The sequence below is a fragment of the Streptomyces sp. 8K308 genome (assembly GCF_004348315.1).
Taxonomy (GTDB): Bacteria; Actinomycetota; Actinomycetes; order Streptomycetales; family Streptomycetaceae; genus Streptomyces.
This window is the reverse complement of record NZ_SMKC01000183.1, coordinates 1-13,657: the sequence shown is the minus strand read 5'-3', so window position 1 is coordinate 13,657 and position 13,657 is coordinate 1. Positions and strand designations below refer to the sequence as shown.

The following is a 13,657-nucleotide window of genomic DNA, read 5'->3' as shown; positions in this document are numbered from 1 at the left end:
GAGTGGCGGTGGACGGGGCGGCGGTCATGCGGACGGCTCCAGGAAGAAGTGGCGGTAGGGGACGGTCCACACGGCCTCGTGGCCGAGGCGGTGCCCGGTGTACCCGCCGTCCCCGTAGGCCGTGCCGTGGTCCGAGCAGACGACGGCGAAGCAGCGGCGTCGCGAGCTCATCGCGGCGAACAACCGTGGGATATGGCGGTCGACGTACTCCAGGGCCGCGGCGTGCGTGGCCAGGCTGTCGCCCGCCTCCCGCGTCGCGCCCGGCAGGTGGAACCAGTTGGGCTGGTGCAGCGCCGAGACGTTGAGGAAGAGGAAGAGACGCCGGTCGGCCGGGAGTCCGGCGACGACCCGCTCCACGCGCACCACCTGGGCCTCGAAGGAGATCGGCGAGGCGACGGAGAACTCCGGCTCCCAGTGGCTCTCCCGGAAGAGACCGGGCAGCACCCCGCCGAGCGCCCCGCGCTTGTTGAAGAAGCCGACGCCGCCGACGCACACCGTGTGGTAGCCGCGCTCGGCCAGGGCCGAGACCAGGTCCGGCGCGTCGAAGACGAAGGTGCGCTCCTCGGTCGTCTCGCTGCCGGCGAACCGGGCCGCGAACAGCCGCGGGTGCCGGCCGGGCGCGGCGGGGGTCGGCAGGAAGCCGGCGAACATGGCCTGGTGCGAGGCGTAGGTGAAGCTGCCCGGCGCGTGCCGCCGCTCCCAGGTGCCGCCGGGCAGCCTGGCGGTCAGGTTCGGCAGCCGGCCGGCGGCGGCCAGCTCCGCCGCCACGTCGTAGCGGAGGGTGTCCAGGGTGAGCAGCAACAGGTCGTCGCGGCCCACCACCTGGTTCATGTCGGGGTTCACGTCGAAGTTCACGTCGGGGTCCGCCGGGTCAGCGTGGCGCACGGTCCCTCCTCACGCGCGGCGTCCCGCCGCCTGCCACGGCCGCGAGCTGGGCCGCGTACGTGTCCATGTCCTCGGCGCCGCTGCCCGGCAGCCCCCGCAGCCCGGGCAGCAGGTCGCCGAACGCGTTCACCTCGGCGACCGCGAAGCGGCGCCAGCCGATCGCCGGCAGCAGGTCGACGCCGACGCAGAGCGTGCCGGGGAAGCAGGCGGCGGCGCGCTCGCAGACCTCGAGCGCATCGGCCCAGCGGTCGCCGGCGGCGGCCATGGCCGCCGCGAGGTCGCCCCTGGCCCCGCCCAGGTGCAGGTTGGTCAGCGGGAAGCGGCTGGTGCGCACCACGGCGTGCGTGGCCCGGCCCGCCACCACCAGGACCCGCAGGTCGGCCGATCGGCCGGCCAGCGACGCCTTCGGCAGCCACCGCTCGACGTGCAGCCCGTCCGGGGCCAGCGTGTCCACGATGGCGGCGATCGACCGCTCGTCGGTCAGGCGGCGCACCCGCAGCGAGTTGTGCAGCCGGCCGCCGGGCGTCACCTCGACCGGCGTGGTGGCGCCGACCCGGCCCGCGCCTGTCTCGACGGCCAGGATCCCGGACGCCGACGAGCTGTGGGCGGGCTTGACGAAGACCCGCGGCATGCGGTGCTCCCGCATCGCCGCCCGCACGTCGTCCCAGCCACGCACCGGCCACGCCCCGCCCGAGGTGGGCGCGGAAGGCACGGGGACGCCGGCCGCCGCCAGCCTGGCGTGGCAGAGCCGCTTGTCGAACAGCACGGCCAGGTCCGCCGGATCGTCGAGCCTGACCCCGCCGCGCAGCGATCCGACCGCGGCCAGGAACCGGGCGTACCAGGCGGCGGAACCCTCCACCCGGGTCGGCTCGTCGACGCCGCGCAGCAGGCGGTCAACATCGGCGCTCTCACCGGGCGAGTCGAGCCGCACGATCTCCTCGTCGGCGAACGCGTGGCCGCCGTCGCGCAGCACGTCCCGCCACTCGACGACGCGGGGCGCCGGCAGCCCCGCCGCCCGCGCGGCGGCGAGGAACAGACCGACGCGTCGGTTCTCCCCGTTGCCGACGACCGCCCACCGGCGCGGGCCGGCCGCCGGCGCCGCGCTACTCACCCACCGCGACATAGCGCCAGACGGTGCCGTCCCCGTCGTCGTCGGAGTACGCGTCGTCGGAGTCGAGGTCGAGGCGCACCCCGGCCGGCTCCAGGGAATCGCGCAGTCGCGCGACCATCGCCCTGCTCAGGTAGTTGTGGTGCATGTCGAGCGCCGTGAGGTGGGTGAGCGGCTGGCCCGTCAGCAGCGCGGTCACGCCGGTGTCGGTGAGCACCCCCATCGACACGTCGAGGACCTTGAGGCGGGCCACCACGGGGGCGGAGGCCAGCGCGGCGCAGATGTCGTCCTGTATCTCGCTGTTACGCAGCGCCAGGTGGGTCAGCGCGGGCAGCCTGGTGCCCGCCAGGATCGGCGCCAGGTCGCCCACCTCGCAGTCGCCGCCGTAGTTCGAGGTGCCGAGCCACAGGTCGAGGTGTGCGAGCGACGGCAGGTCGCTGGCGGCCACGCCGCGCACCGCCTCGGCCGGCATCCCGCCGGTCTCGATGGTCAGCCGGCGCAGCCGCTCGTGGCGGGTGGCGGGGAACTCCAGGCCGTTGCCGCCGCGCACGCCGAGCTCCTCGAGCTCGGGGAAGGCGTCGAGCAGCGGCGTCACGGCGCCCTGGGTGATCCAGGAGATCTCCGCCTCCTCCATCACGATGTCGCCGAGGAATATCCCGCGCAGGGCGGGCAGCCGGTCGCGCCCCGCCACGATCGCCTCGATCACCGCCTCGGGCCCGGTCTCGTACACGTTGCTCCAGGCGCCCACGACCAGCGCGCGCACCCGCGTGGTGTCGACGGCGGCGAGGAACCGGGCGAAGGCCTCCTCCCACTCCTCCTTGCTGTCGTAGGACTCGACCGCGACGCGCCAGGCGACCGAGTCGGGGGCCGGCAGCCCGGCGGCGTCCCCCTCGTCCTTCACGGACTCCGGGAAGTCGAAGGCGGGCAGGCCGTGGAACTCCGGTAGGTGGCCTCCGATGGTCATGTGCGCCCGCTCCTTCGTCTGGGATGTGTCGGGGACGTCACGGGAGTTGTACCAATCACCACTGACAACGCGGCCGGCGGACCGGCCCTCGGGTGGCTGTCAGTGCCTCCCCCTACAGTCCGTCACATGGCACACCGGGTGCCTGAGCGGGAGGGAGACCCATGTATCGCCAAGGAGACGTCCTGATCGTGCCGCTGGCGGAGGAGGCGGTGCCCGAGGGCGCGCGTGACGCCGCGTCGGAGCCGCGCGACGGGCGGGGCCGGTTGGTCCTCGCGCTCGGTGAGGTCACCGGGCACGCGCACGCCGTGGTGGGCCCGGGCCGGCTGATCAGGGAGGCCGGCGCGTTCGGGCCGATGCTGCTGCACGTGCCGGACGGCGCCCGGGTGGTGCACGAGGAGCACGCGGCCATCCCGCTGCCCAAGGGCTGGTACCGGGTCGTCAGGCAGCGCGAGTACGTGCCGGGTTCGGTGCGGATCGTCGCCGACTGAGACCGCGCTGAGCGCGCTGAGCGCACCGAGAGCACGGAGAACACGGAGAGCGAGGGAGAGCGGCATGACGGAGCGGGCGAGCTGGCGGGCGGTGGCGGCGGCCACCGGTCCAGGCGAGCGGAGCGCGGCCGAGGCGGGCGTCCGCAAGGCCTACCGGCGGGCGGGTCTGAAGGAGCCCGAGCGGATCCTGTGGGTCCGCTCGCCGCTCGAGGCGGCGCGGCTGCTGTCCGACGGGGAGCTGTCGACCGGGCCGAGCGTGCGGGCCGCGGTCCGCGACCGCGCCGTCGCGGCCGAGCGCGAGCGGCTGCACGGCCGGTTGGGCCCGATCGGCTGGAGCGAGCACTGGCGGGCGACGGGCGCCGACCTGTGGGAGACCACCGCCCCGCTGGTCGACCGGATCCGCGCCGAGGTCGTCGAGAAGCTGGCCGCGGACCGGGCCGACGAGCCGAGGATCAGGGTCCTGCTGCTCGACGCGGTCCTCGGCCATCACGAGACGGCCTGGCTCAGCGCCCTCCACACCGGCGCGGGCTCCGAGCTCGCGGGCCTGGCCGAGGTGGCCCGCGCCGCCGGCTGGTGGTGGCCCTACGCGGAGCTCGCGGTGATCAGCGAGCGGCCGACCGAACTGCACCGGGACGAGGCCGGTCGCCTCGACCGGGGGGACGGCCCCGCGCTCGCCTACGCGGACGGCTTCGCGCTGCACGCCTGGCGCGGGCTGCCCGTGCCGGGCGAGTTCCTCGACCAGCTGGGCTCGCTGACGCCGGACCTGATCCGCGAGGAGGAGAACGCCGAGCTGCGGCGCGTGATGCTGGAGCACTACGGCTACGACCGCTATCTCGCGGAGTCGGGCGCGAAGCCCGTGCACCGCGACGAGACGGGGGTGCTCTGGCGCATAGCGCTCAGCGGGGACGAGGACGTGGTGATGGTCGAGGTCGTCAACTCGACCCCCGAGCCGGACGGCACGAGCCGCACCTACTGGCTCCGGGTGCCGCCCGGAACCAGGACGGCCCGCGAGGGCGTGGCCTGGACGTTCGGCCTCGGCGCCGACGACTACGTGCCGCTGCGGCAGACCTGAGCGGGCGGCCTGGCCGGGGACGTCGCCGCCCCCGGCCGGAGGCACGGTCACTCGGGGGCGTCGAACTCCCACACGGCGCGGTCGCGCGGGCCGACGTACAGGGTCGAGTTGCCGATCTGCTCCACCTGCTGGTCGAGCACCGGGCCGTTGAGCGACATCTCGATGCTCCGCAGGCCCGCTTCGGCGCGCGGCACGCCGTCAAGACGTATCAGGGTGCCGCCGTCGTCCACGACGATGCCGGTCGACGTGGTCTGGACGTCGTACCCGCCGGCCTCGAGCAGCGGCACCGTGGTGGCGAGGTCGCGCTCGGGCACCCCCAGGTGGATGGCGGTGACGTCGCGCATCAGGTGGTCCTGGTAGCGGTCCGGCAGGTAGCGGGCTCGGCTGACGTCACCCGGGTAGCTCTCCGGGCCCGTGTTGCTGCGCGGGTCGGCGAAGTACTCGCTCCGATACTCCATCGCAAAGGGATCGAAGGCCTCGTACTGCTCGCTGGTTGACCGCAGGTACTCGAACCACGGCACCCGCACGCCGTCCCCGAAGTCGCGCGTCTGCAGGCCCTCGGCAGGCTCGATGCCCTGGTCCACCAGGTTCTGGGCGACGGTGGCCATGTCGCCCGCGTGCTCGGTCGAGATCCCGAGCCCCGAGGAGCCGAACTCGGCGTCCTGCCCCGGCAGATCGCCCTCGCCGAAGAACTCGAGGTACGTCTCGTGGCCGTACAGGTAGCGGCCCGTCCAGGTGAAGTCGCCGCCGGTGGTGGTGCGGACCTCGAAGTCGGCGAACTCCCGCAGGAACTCGGAGTGCTCGATGGCGTCGGCGGTCTCCCGGTCGACCACGGCGTAGGCGTGGTTGTAGAACAGCAGCTGGTCGTCGGTCGACGACTGGCTCTCTGCGGCGCCCGCCGTGCCGGTGAGGGCGATGGTGGCGGTCACGGCGAGGCCGAGGCTGGCTCTTAACGTACGGCTCATCAACATGCGCGCGATCTTAGGGCCGCCTTGATCACTTGGAGAAGATCGCGTTCGCAAAAGTTCACCCAGGATTCGCGGCGCGGGCCCGGGCCGCGTGTTGAGGGGGTGCGACACGACCCCCCACTCGCCTTCCGTCCAGGTCGGTGGGGCAGGACCCTGGAGGCATGGCACGTGATCAGCAGCAGAGCGGCGGGGGCGGCACCGAACTCGGGCGCTTCCTCCGCGCCCGTCGTACCCAGGCCAGCCCCGAGCAGGCCGGGCTGAGCCTCGGCCCCGGGCTGCGCCGCACACCCGGGCTGCGTCGCGAGGAGCTGGCCACGCTCGCCGGGATCAGCATCGACTACTACGTCCGCCTGGAGCGGGGCAGGGAGACCCGGCCGAGCCCCAGCGTCGTCGACGCGCTCGCCCGCGCGCTGCGGCTCGACGAGGAGGAGCACGGGCACCTGCGCACCCTGGCCGCACAGGCCGCCAGGTACGCGCCCGAGCCGCCGGCCCCGCCCGGCCGCGCGGTGCGCCCGCACCTGAAGCTGCTGCTCGAGACGCTGCGCCCGAACCCCGCCTACGTGGCGAGCCGCAGCCTCGACGTGCTCGCCGCCAACCCCGCGGGACTCGCGCTGTTCGCCGGCCTGGACGACTGGCCGGCCAAGCAGCGGAACATCGCCCGCTACCTCTTCCTCCACCCGGCCGGCCGCGGCATCTTCGACGACTGGGACGACCAGGTACGCGGCTGCGTCGCCCGGCTGCGCGCGCTGGCCGGCACCGACCCCGACGCGCCGGACCTCGCCCAGCTCGTCGGCGAACTGCTCGTGAAGAGCGAGGAGTTCGCCCGCCTGTGGGAGCGGTACGACGTCCGGGGCCGGGCCCACGCGCGGAAGACCTTTCACCACCCCGTGGTCGGCACGCTCACCCTCGGCTATCAGGGCATGGAGCTGGAGGGCACCCCTGGCCAGCGCCTCAGCGTGTACCTGGCCGAGCCCGAGACCCCCGATCACGACGCGATGCTGCTGCTGGACCTGACCGCGCCCCGCTCGGAGGCGGAGCGCCGGGCCGAGCGGCACGGCTGAGCGACGGCCGAGCGGCGGGGGGCCGAGGCTCAGGCGGTGCGCGCGAGCTCGGCGAGAGCGACGCCGTGGGCCAGCGGTCGCCCGGCCAGCAGCCGCTCCAACTCGCCCACGGCGGCGCGGCCGAGGCGGGACAGCTCGTTGCCGAGCGAGCCGGCGACGTGCGGGGTGAGGATGACGTTGGGCAGCCGGAACAGCGGCGAGTCGGCCGGCAGCGGCTCCGGCTCCGTGACGTCGAGCACCGCCCTGATCCGACCCGTGACGAGCTCCTTCGTCAGCGCCTCGGTGTCCACCAGGCTGCCGCGCGCGGTGTTGACCAGCGCGGCGCCGTCCGGCAGCAGCGCCAGCCGGGCGGCGTCGAGCAGGTGCCGGGTCTCCGGGGTGGCCGGCGCGTGCACCGACACGATAGCGCTGCTCGCGAGCAGCGTGTCGAGGTCGACGGCGCGCACCCCGAGGGCCCGGGCCTCCGCCTCGGTCACATAGGGGTCGTGGAGCAGCACCTCGAAGTCGAAGGGGCGCAGCAGCTCGATCACCCGCCGCCCGATCCGGGAGGCGCCGACGATCCCGACCCGGCGGCCGACGTTCCCGACGTCCCGGCGCACCAGGTCCCGCGGGTAGGCCCGGGTGGCACGGTACTCGTCGCGCAGCCCCGGCACGTTCTTGCCGAGCAGCAGGATCACGCCCAGCGTGTACTCGGCGACCGGCAGGGCGTTGGCCGCGGCGGCCGTCGACACGGCGACGCCGCGCCGCCACACCTCGGGCGGGAGCAGCGCCTTCACGGTGCCGGCGGTGTGCAGGATCGCGCGCAGCCTGGGCATCGCGTCGAGCGCGGCCGGGGTCACGCGCGGGCAGCCCCAGCCGGTGACCAGGAACTCGGCCCTGGCCAGCCGCTCCGCGAGGGCCGGGTCGGCGAAGTCCCCGACGGTGACGGCGGGATCGATGTCCACGAGCTCCGCCAGTCGCGCGAGCACGTCGGGCGGGAACAGCAGCGGCAGGTTACGGTCGTCGAGGGCGAACAGGGCCGAGGGGCGCTGGGGCATCCTGGGAAACACCTCATAGGGCAGACGATCACCAGTCTGCGCCAGAGCGCTCATGATTGGCAACAAGTGCTCAGGATGCGCAGCGATCGCTCATGGTGTGGGCGTGCGGACCGCCCCGCAGGACGACCGCACGATGAGCCTCGGTTGCAGCGCCACCTGACGGACCGCCGGCGGCTCGGCGGCGTCGAGCCGGTCGAGCAGCAGCCGCGCCGCCAGCTCGCCGAGCTCGTGCTTGGCGGGGGCCACCGCCGTCAGCGGCACATCGGCCAGCGCGGCGATCTCGTCGTCGTACGCGATCAGCGCCAGGTCGTCCGGCGTGCGAAGCCCCCGGCCGCGCAGGCGCCGCATCAACTCGATCGCGTCGTGGTCGGAGTGGACGAGCGCCGCCCGGACGCCGTCGGCCAGGCAGGCCTCGATGAACCGGTCGTAGCGTTCGGCGGCCTCGGCGGCGCCGGGGGAGGGCTGGCCGCTGTCCTGGACCGGGGCCGCGTCGAGGCCCAAGCGCTCGACGGCCGCCGCGTGCCCCTCGCGGATCTGGCCGGCGGTGGGGCTGCCGTTGGTGAACAGGGCCACCCGCCGGTGCCCGAGCTCCGCCAGGTGCCGCACTGCGGCGACCGCGCCCTGCCGGTGGTCGGAGGCGACGAACTCGTAGGGCCCGTACCGGTCCTGCGGCTGCCGCTCGAGCAGCACGAAGGGCAGGCCGCTCTCCCTGAGCCGCTCGAGCGTCGACTCGGGGACGAGCGGGCCGCCGGCCGAGGTGACCAGCAGCCCGGCGGCGCCGGCCGCGCGCAGCTCCTCGATCTGCGTCAGGTCGTCGGGCCGCGCGTAGTCCGTGAGACCGATGATGATCCGGGCGCCGCGCTCGGCGGCCGCCGCCCGGACGCCGGCGACCACGCGCGGGTAGTAGTAGGTGGCGGAGGGGACCAGCAGGCCGAGCGCCCTGGTCGGCGCGGCGGGGACCGGAGCCGGCGCCGGCGCCGCGGGCGCGTCGGCGCCGGGCGTCGGCATCGCCAGCATGGCGCCGCCGCGCACCCGGGTCACCCGCCCCTCGGCCTCCAGGTCCGCCAGATCGCGTCGGATGGTGGCGCCGGAGACGCCGAGCCGCGTCACGAGCTCGGAGACCTTGAGGCCGCCGGCGGCCTCCAACTCCCGCAGCAGCAGCTCATGCCGCTGCGCGACCAGCAACTCGGCCATCTCTCTCCCCGTGTCCTCCCCCGCCGACAGGTGTCGAACATCCTAGTGCCCCCGCCGTTCGCGCTCGGCGATGGAGTTTGGTGATCGACAGTGATTGTTGGTGGTTTTTCTTGCTCGCGCTACGGGTGAGGGAGACCGCCCCCCGCGCCCGGCGCCGTCGTTCGTCTAGGCTGCCGGCGCGGGGAAAGGGGGGCCGGTGCCCGATGAGTCGATGGCGGCGCTGGTTCGGCGGATCGACCACTTCAGGGCGACGGGCGATCCGGCCGGCCTGTGGGACGGCGACGCCGAGGCGGCGCTCCGGCGCCTGACGGGCGCGGTCGGCGAGGATCCGCACGGGTGGTGGGTGCTGGTGGAGTTCCACCGGGCCCGCGCGGAGGCGGATCCCGAGCGCCACGGCCCGGCGTTCGAGGCCCTGTTGGACCTCGTCGGGCTCCGCTTCATGACGGACCCCTGGTCGGCCGCCCGCCCGCTGTGGCCCGAGCTCACGGCCCGCACCGGCTTCGACCCCCTGGCCGATCCGCTGGACCGGGCCGCCGACCTGGTGCGGCGGAGCGAGCGCGGCGGAGTCTCCCCGGGGCTCGCCGAGGCCGTCGACCAGCTGCGCCGCACCGCGGCGCCCGGGCGCGAGAGCTACCGGGACACGGTGCTCGGGCTCGCGCTCGGGCTGCTCGCCGCGTCCCCCGAACGGCCGGCGGCGGACCGGGAGACGGACGCGACGGAGGCCGTCCGGCTGCTCGGCGCACTCGCCGGGGAACCGGACGCCGGCGCCCGCCGCTGGCTCACCTACGCCGGGGCACTCGACCGGCGCTTCGACCTCACCGGGGACGCCGCCGACCTGTCGGCCGCCGAGGCCGCCTACCGCCGGGCGCTCGACCTGGCCGCCGAGGACGGGGCCGAGCACGCCGAGGCGCTGTCCGGCATCGGCACCGCTCTCGCCCGCCGCGCCGGCTCGGCGCCCGAGCCGGGCCCCGGGCTCCGCGAGGCCGTGCGCTGGCTGCGACGGGCCGTCGACCAGGCCCCAGGGGACGACACGCACCGGGCCAGGCTCGCCCGCGCCACTGGACTGCTGCTGCGGGAGACCGTCCGCGCGGCCAGGTCGCGCCGTCCAGAACCGCCCTCCGAAGCGCCGGAAGACGCCCAGGAGGCCGGCCGGCCCGACCCCGAAATCCGCCGGCAGGTCGAGGAGTTCGCCGACCTCGCGGCCCGGGTGCGGGGCCGGGTCGTCACCCCGGCCGAGGCGGCCGAGCGGGTGGCGGAGCCGGAGCGCGAGCTGCGACCCGCCGCCCTCGCCGCCGTGCTGGCATCGGTCGCCCAGGCGATCCCCGCGGGTCCGCCACGCGCGCTGCTGCCGCTCCTCAGCCTCGCCATGGCCGCGGCCGAGCCGCGCTGGGGCACCGACCGGGGCGGCCTGTGGTGGTGGACCGCCGACCTCTACGTGGAGGCCGCCAGGCTGAGTCTCGTCGAGGTCCCGGACGGCGCCGTGTTCCGCCGGGCCCGCCGGGTGGTCGACGGACAGATCGCCGTGCTCCGCGCCGACCAGGACCCGGCGGCCGTCGCCGAGTTGGGCGAGACGCTCTTCGCGGCCGGGCTGCTGCACACCACCCCCTACGTCGGCCACATGACCGGCCTGTCCTTCGAGGGCGCCCAGGAGCTGTGGCGCCGACGCGAACTCCGGCACCGGTCCTTCGCCCCGGACGCCGAGCCGCCAGGTGACCCGGAGACGGGTCCTGACGAGATGCCCGCACCCGAGGCGGCCGCCCGGGAGGCGGTGCGCTACCACCGGGAGGCCGTCGGCCTGACCACCGGTCATGTCCGCGGCCGGGCGCTGAAGGCGCTGGCCGAGGCCCTGTCGCTGCTGGCGGGCGTCGAGCGGGGCCCGGGCCACGACCGGGAGATCCGGGCCGCGGTCCGGGAGGCGTTCGACCTGCTCGACCCGGCCCGCGACCCGCTGGGCTTCCTCTACCTGCTGCGGGTCCTCACCAGGCTCGGCGAGCTGGCCCTGCCGGAGCACCTGTCCGACCTGCTGCCCGTGTCCCCCGGCGACCTCCCGCCGCACGAACGCGAGGCCGTGTCCGCGGAGACCCTGCAACTGCTCGACGAGGCGGGCCGGCACGACCTGGCCGCCCAGCTGCTCGGAGGCGCGGGGCACGCCTCGCACCCCACCGACCCGGCGCGCCGGCGACGCTGGTGGGACAGCGTCGTGCACGCCCTGCCCGGCGATCGCCTCGCCTGCCTCCCCAGGTCGGTGCGCCGTCACGAGGCCGCCGAGCGGCTGCGCTCCGTGATGGCCGAGCAGGGCTGGTCCGCGCCGGAACGCGCCGCCGCCCTGGTCCATCTCGCCGCGCACTGCGCCGGGGCCGAGGCGGAGGACCTCGGCCGGCAGCTGCTCGCCGAGGCCAGGCGGACCGCGCCGGAGTGGACCGCCGAGCACCACGACCCGCTGTGCTACCTCGACGCCCGGCTGGCATACGGCCTGGCGGCACGTGCCGAGGACACCGAGCCGCGCGCCGCCGCCGAGTGGTACGCCAACGCGGCCGAGTCCAACGCGGCCTGCGGCCAGACCGACCTGGCCCTGGCCGATCTGGACGCCGCCGCCCGCTGCCTGGAGCGCTGCCCGGGGCCCGAGGCGCCCCAGGCGGCGGTGGCCCTGGTCGCGGCGGCGGTGTGGCTGGCCGGGGCGCTCGACGAGCCAGAGGCGCTGCACTTCCGCGACCTGTGGCAGCGGGTCTTCCTCACGCTCTGCGGGGACACCGTGTCGCCCGAACTGATGCTGGTCGTGCACCAGGTCGCCAAGGGCCTTGACCTCACGGCGGCGCTCGCCGCCGCCGGCCCGTTCACCCCACCGCCGGGGCTGCTCGCGCTGCTCGACCGGGAGCGCGCCGAGGCCGCAACGGACGGCCACCCGCCGGAGGCCGAACTGCCGGGGCCCACGCCCGGGATGCTGTACTACGTGGGACTCGGCGAGGCCGAACCGGAGCGCGACCGGGACGCCGAGCGGCGCAACCAGCAGCGCGCGGCGGACCGCGCGGTGAGCGGCGCGCTGCACGCGGCGCGCGGACGGGCCGGGCTCCCCGCCCTCCCGACGGAGATCCAGGACCGCGTCGACCGGGACACCGTCCTCGTCTCGCTCTTCCTCGGGCACCGGCGGTCGTCGTCCGACGGCCGACCCCGCATGGCCCTGGGCGCCGTGGCGGTGACCCGCGAGGACCTGTGGCACGGGACCGTGGAGTACGAGGACATGGAAGGCGGACTGCTGCGGCTGGTGCGGGGCGCCCACCGGCTGGCCCTCTCGCCCATGGCGTTCAACGTGGCCGAGCTACGCCGGGACGTGGTCGCCGACCCGCTGTTCCGGGAGGTCAGCCGGGCCGGCGCGCTCCACCTCGCCGAGAGCGCGGAGCAGCTGCTCACGCCCCTGGTGGGGCTGCTGCCCGAGTGGCATGCCGCGGGCAAGCGGCATCTGTGCCTGTGGCCCAACGGCCCACTGCACTACGTCCCCTACCACCTGCTCAGCCCGGCGGGCCGGCCGCTCGCCGACGACTGGACGGTCACCCAGCTCCCCAGCCTCCGCCTGCTGGCGCCGCCCGACCTCTCGCGACCCTGGCGCGTCGGCCGCGGCCTGATCGCGTTCGCCGCGGAACACGGGCCCGAGGACGCCGGGCTCGCCGAGCACGCCAGGCGCGTCGCCGAGCCGTTGGGCGGCACCGTGGTGACCGGGCGGCACGCCACGCCCCGCCGGCTCCTGGCGGAACTCGCCGGCACCCGCTACCTGCACGTGGCCGCGCACGGCAGGCACAACGAGTGGGCGCCCTGGTACCAGTGCCTGCACCTCGCCCCGGACGCGGGCGACGACGGCCGGGTCTTCGCCCATGACGTCCTGCGGGCCGACCTGAGGGGCGTCGAGCTCGTCACCCTTAGCTCGTGCGACTCCGCCCTCGGCCGGTTCGACGTCAACGACAACCTCAGGGGGCTGCCCGCCGCGTTCCTCGCCGCCGGCGCCTCGGCGGTCATCGGCTGCCTGTGGCCGGTGCACCCCGAGGTGGCCACCTGCTTCTTCGCCGCCCTCTACGAGCGCCTCGGCGCCCTGCCGGACCGTCGGGCCGCCTACCGAGCGGCCCAACTCGCCACCCGCGCGCGGTTCCCCGCCTACCGCGACTGGGGAGCGTTCTGCTTCGTCGGAGACTGGAGGACCCCGTGAACCCCGACCGCGACGACCAGCCCACCGGGTACGACATCGAGTTGGTCCCCGAGCCGAGGCTCCACCTGCGGGCCCCTGGGTCAGGGGAGACCGGCCGCGTCTCCATCGGCGCCCCCGAGGTGCGGCGGCTGCCCCCGGCCGAAGGGGCGGACGGCGACTTCTACCTGCTGAGCCTGGTCTGCGCGTTCCGCCCGCCCGCCGACGGCGCCCCGCTGGTGGACGCGGCCGTCGGCCTGCGGCTCGAGTCGCCCGGCGAGCCGGACGACCGGCAGCCGATCGCCTGGTCGATCTCCCCCAAGGCACGCCGCCGACCCGTCCAGCGCCGCACCACCGTCTCGATCACCGCCCAGCTGGCCATCGTGGAGGCGGGCGTCGAGGTCGCACCCGGCCAGGGCGAGCAGCTTTTCGTGGTCGGCACGGGCGAACGGGACAGCGACCCGGAGTGGCGCTTCCGCGCCGTGGACGACCACCCGCTGATCGGCGACGAGACCCTCGACGTGGTCGTCCGCGCCCCGGCCGGCGCGCCCGTGGTCGCCCACCTCATGGCCGCCGCCACCATCCGCCACCGCCGCCTCGGCGTGCTCCTGTCTCTTATACACCACTCCGAGGCCAAGAGACGCTTATGAAACTCGTATGCCGTCTTCTGCTTGGAAAAAAAAAAATGATACATATAAGAGAACGAAAG

At 75.1% G+C, this 13,657-nt stretch carries 11 protein-coding genes; 5 read left to right on the top strand and 6 right to left on the bottom strand.

What is annotated here, in order from left to right:
• Positions 1 to 24: 24 nt before the first annotated feature.
• From E1265_RS22830 to E1265_RS22820, 3 genes are read right to left on the bottom strand one after another with little or no spacing between them, the layout of a single operon-like run.
• Positions 25 to 831: an STM4013/SEN3800 family hydrolase gene (locus E1265_RS22830; RefSeq protein ID WP_132932830.1), complete on the bottom strand. Its 807-nt coding sequence runs from the start codon at positions 829 to 831 to the stop codon at positions 25 to 27.
• A gap of 40 nt (positions 832 to 871) precedes the next feature.
• Positions 872 to 1,996 carry an STM4014 family protein gene (locus tag E1265_RS22825; protein ID WP_243741025.1) on the bottom strand — a complete coding sequence of 375 codons (1,125 nt, stop codon included), beginning with the start codon at positions 1,994 to 1,996 and terminating at the stop codon, positions 872 to 874.
• Positions 1,989 to 2,957, bottom strand: a complete 969-nt coding sequence (locus E1265_RS22820) for an STM4015 family protein (RefSeq protein WP_132932825.1) — start codon at positions 2,955 to 2,957, stop codon at positions 1,989 to 1,991. The genes E1265_RS22825 and E1265_RS22820 overlap by 8 nt, the downstream gene beginning before the upstream one ends.
• A 161-nt stretch (positions 2,958 to 3,118) precedes the next feature.
• On the opposite strand from E1265_RS22820, the gene E1265_RS22815 reads away from it, so the two are divergent.
• Positions 3,119 to 3,445, top strand: a complete 327-nt coding sequence (locus E1265_RS22815) for a hypothetical protein (RefSeq protein WP_132932823.1) — start codon at positions 3,119 to 3,121, stop codon at positions 3,443 to 3,445.
• Between the two features lie 64 nt (positions 3,446 to 3,509).
• Complete coding sequence (locus E1265_RS22810) at positions 3,510 to 4,517, top strand: DUF6745 domain-containing protein (protein ID WP_132932822.1); 1,008 nt, start codon at positions 3,510 to 3,512, stop codon at positions 4,515 to 4,517.
• Positions 4,518 to 4,564: 47 nt separating this feature from the next.
• Here E1265_RS22810 and E1265_RS22805 read toward each other — a convergent pair whose 3' ends face one another.
• Positions 4,565 to 5,482: a DUF5829 family protein gene (locus E1265_RS22805; protein ID WP_132932829.1), complete on the bottom strand. Its 918-nt coding sequence runs from the start codon at positions 5,480 to 5,482 to the stop codon at positions 4,565 to 4,567.
• A gap of 164 nt (positions 5,483 to 5,646) precedes the next feature.
• Between E1265_RS22805 and E1265_RS22800 the strand changes: the two genes are divergently transcribed.
• A complete protein-coding gene (locus E1265_RS22800) occupies positions 5,647 to 6,546 on the top strand; it encodes a helix-turn-helix transcriptional regulator (protein WP_132932820.1) in 900 nt (299 codons plus the stop codon).
• 29 nt (positions 6,547 to 6,575) lie between these two features.
• Here the strand turns inward: E1265_RS22800 and E1265_RS22795 are convergent, their stop codons facing one another.
• Positions 6,576 to 7,583, bottom strand: coding sequence for a hydroxyacid dehydrogenase (locus tag E1265_RS22795; protein ID WP_132932818.1), 1,008 nt, complete (start codon positions 7,581 to 7,583; stop codon positions 6,576 to 6,578).
• Positions 7,584 to 7,673: 90 nt separating this feature from the next.
• The gene (locus E1265_RS22790) at positions 7,674 to 8,777 is read right to left on the bottom strand and encodes a LacI family DNA-binding transcriptional regulator (protein ID WP_132932816.1); all 1,104 of its coding nucleotides are present in this window, start codon (positions 8,775 to 8,777) and stop codon (positions 7,674 to 7,676) included.
• Positions 8,778 to 8,973: 196 nt separating this feature from the next.
• On the opposite strand from E1265_RS22790, the gene E1265_RS40370 reads away from it, so the two are divergent.
• The gene (locus tag E1265_RS40370; protein WP_132932814.1) at positions 8,974 to 12,972 is read left to right on the top strand and encodes a CHAT domain-containing protein; all 3,999 of its coding nucleotides are present in this window, start codon (positions 8,974 to 8,976) and stop codon (positions 12,970 to 12,972) included.
• The gene (locus E1265_RS22780; protein ID WP_132932812.1) at positions 12,969 to 13,598 is read left to right on the top strand and encodes a hypothetical protein; all 630 of its coding nucleotides are present in this window, start codon (positions 12,969 to 12,971) and stop codon (positions 13,596 to 13,598) included. The genes E1265_RS40370 and E1265_RS22780 overlap by 4 nt, the downstream gene beginning before the upstream one ends.
• Positions 13,599 to 13,657: the final 59 nt, after the last annotated feature.

Excerpts from the sequence above, each read along its gene's own strand:
- E1265_RS22830 (WP_132932830.1), bottom strand. The coding sequence starts at position 831 with ATGAACCAGGTGGTGGGCCGCGACGACCTGTTGCTGCTCACCCTGGAC.
- E1265_RS22820 (WP_132932825.1), bottom strand. The coding sequence starts at position 2,957 with ATGACCATCGGAGGCCACCTACCGGAGTTCCACGGCCTGCCCGCCTTC.
- E1265_RS22815 (WP_132932823.1), top strand. The coding sequence starts at position 3,119 with ATGTATCGCCAAGGAGACGTCCTGATCGTGCCGCTGGCGGAGGAGGCG.
- E1265_RS22810 (WP_132932822.1), top strand. The coding sequence starts at position 3,510 with ATGACGGAGCGGGCGAGCTGGCGGGCGGTGGCGGCGGCCACCGGTCCA.
- E1265_RS22805 (WP_132932829.1), bottom strand. The coding sequence starts at position 5,482 with ATGAGCCGTACGTTAAGAGCCAGCCTCGGCCTCGCCGTGACCGCCACC.
- E1265_RS22800 (WP_132932820.1), top strand. The coding sequence starts at position 5,647 with ATGGCACGTGATCAGCAGCAGAGCGGCGGGGGCGGCACCGAACTCGGG.
- E1265_RS22795 (WP_132932818.1), bottom strand. The coding sequence starts at position 7,583 with ATGCCCCAGCGCCCCTCGGCCCTGTTCGCCCTCGACGACCGTAACCTG.
- E1265_RS22790 (WP_132932816.1), bottom strand. The coding sequence starts at position 8,777 with ATGGCCGAGTTGCTGGTCGCGCAGCGGCATGAGCTGCTGCTGCGGGAG.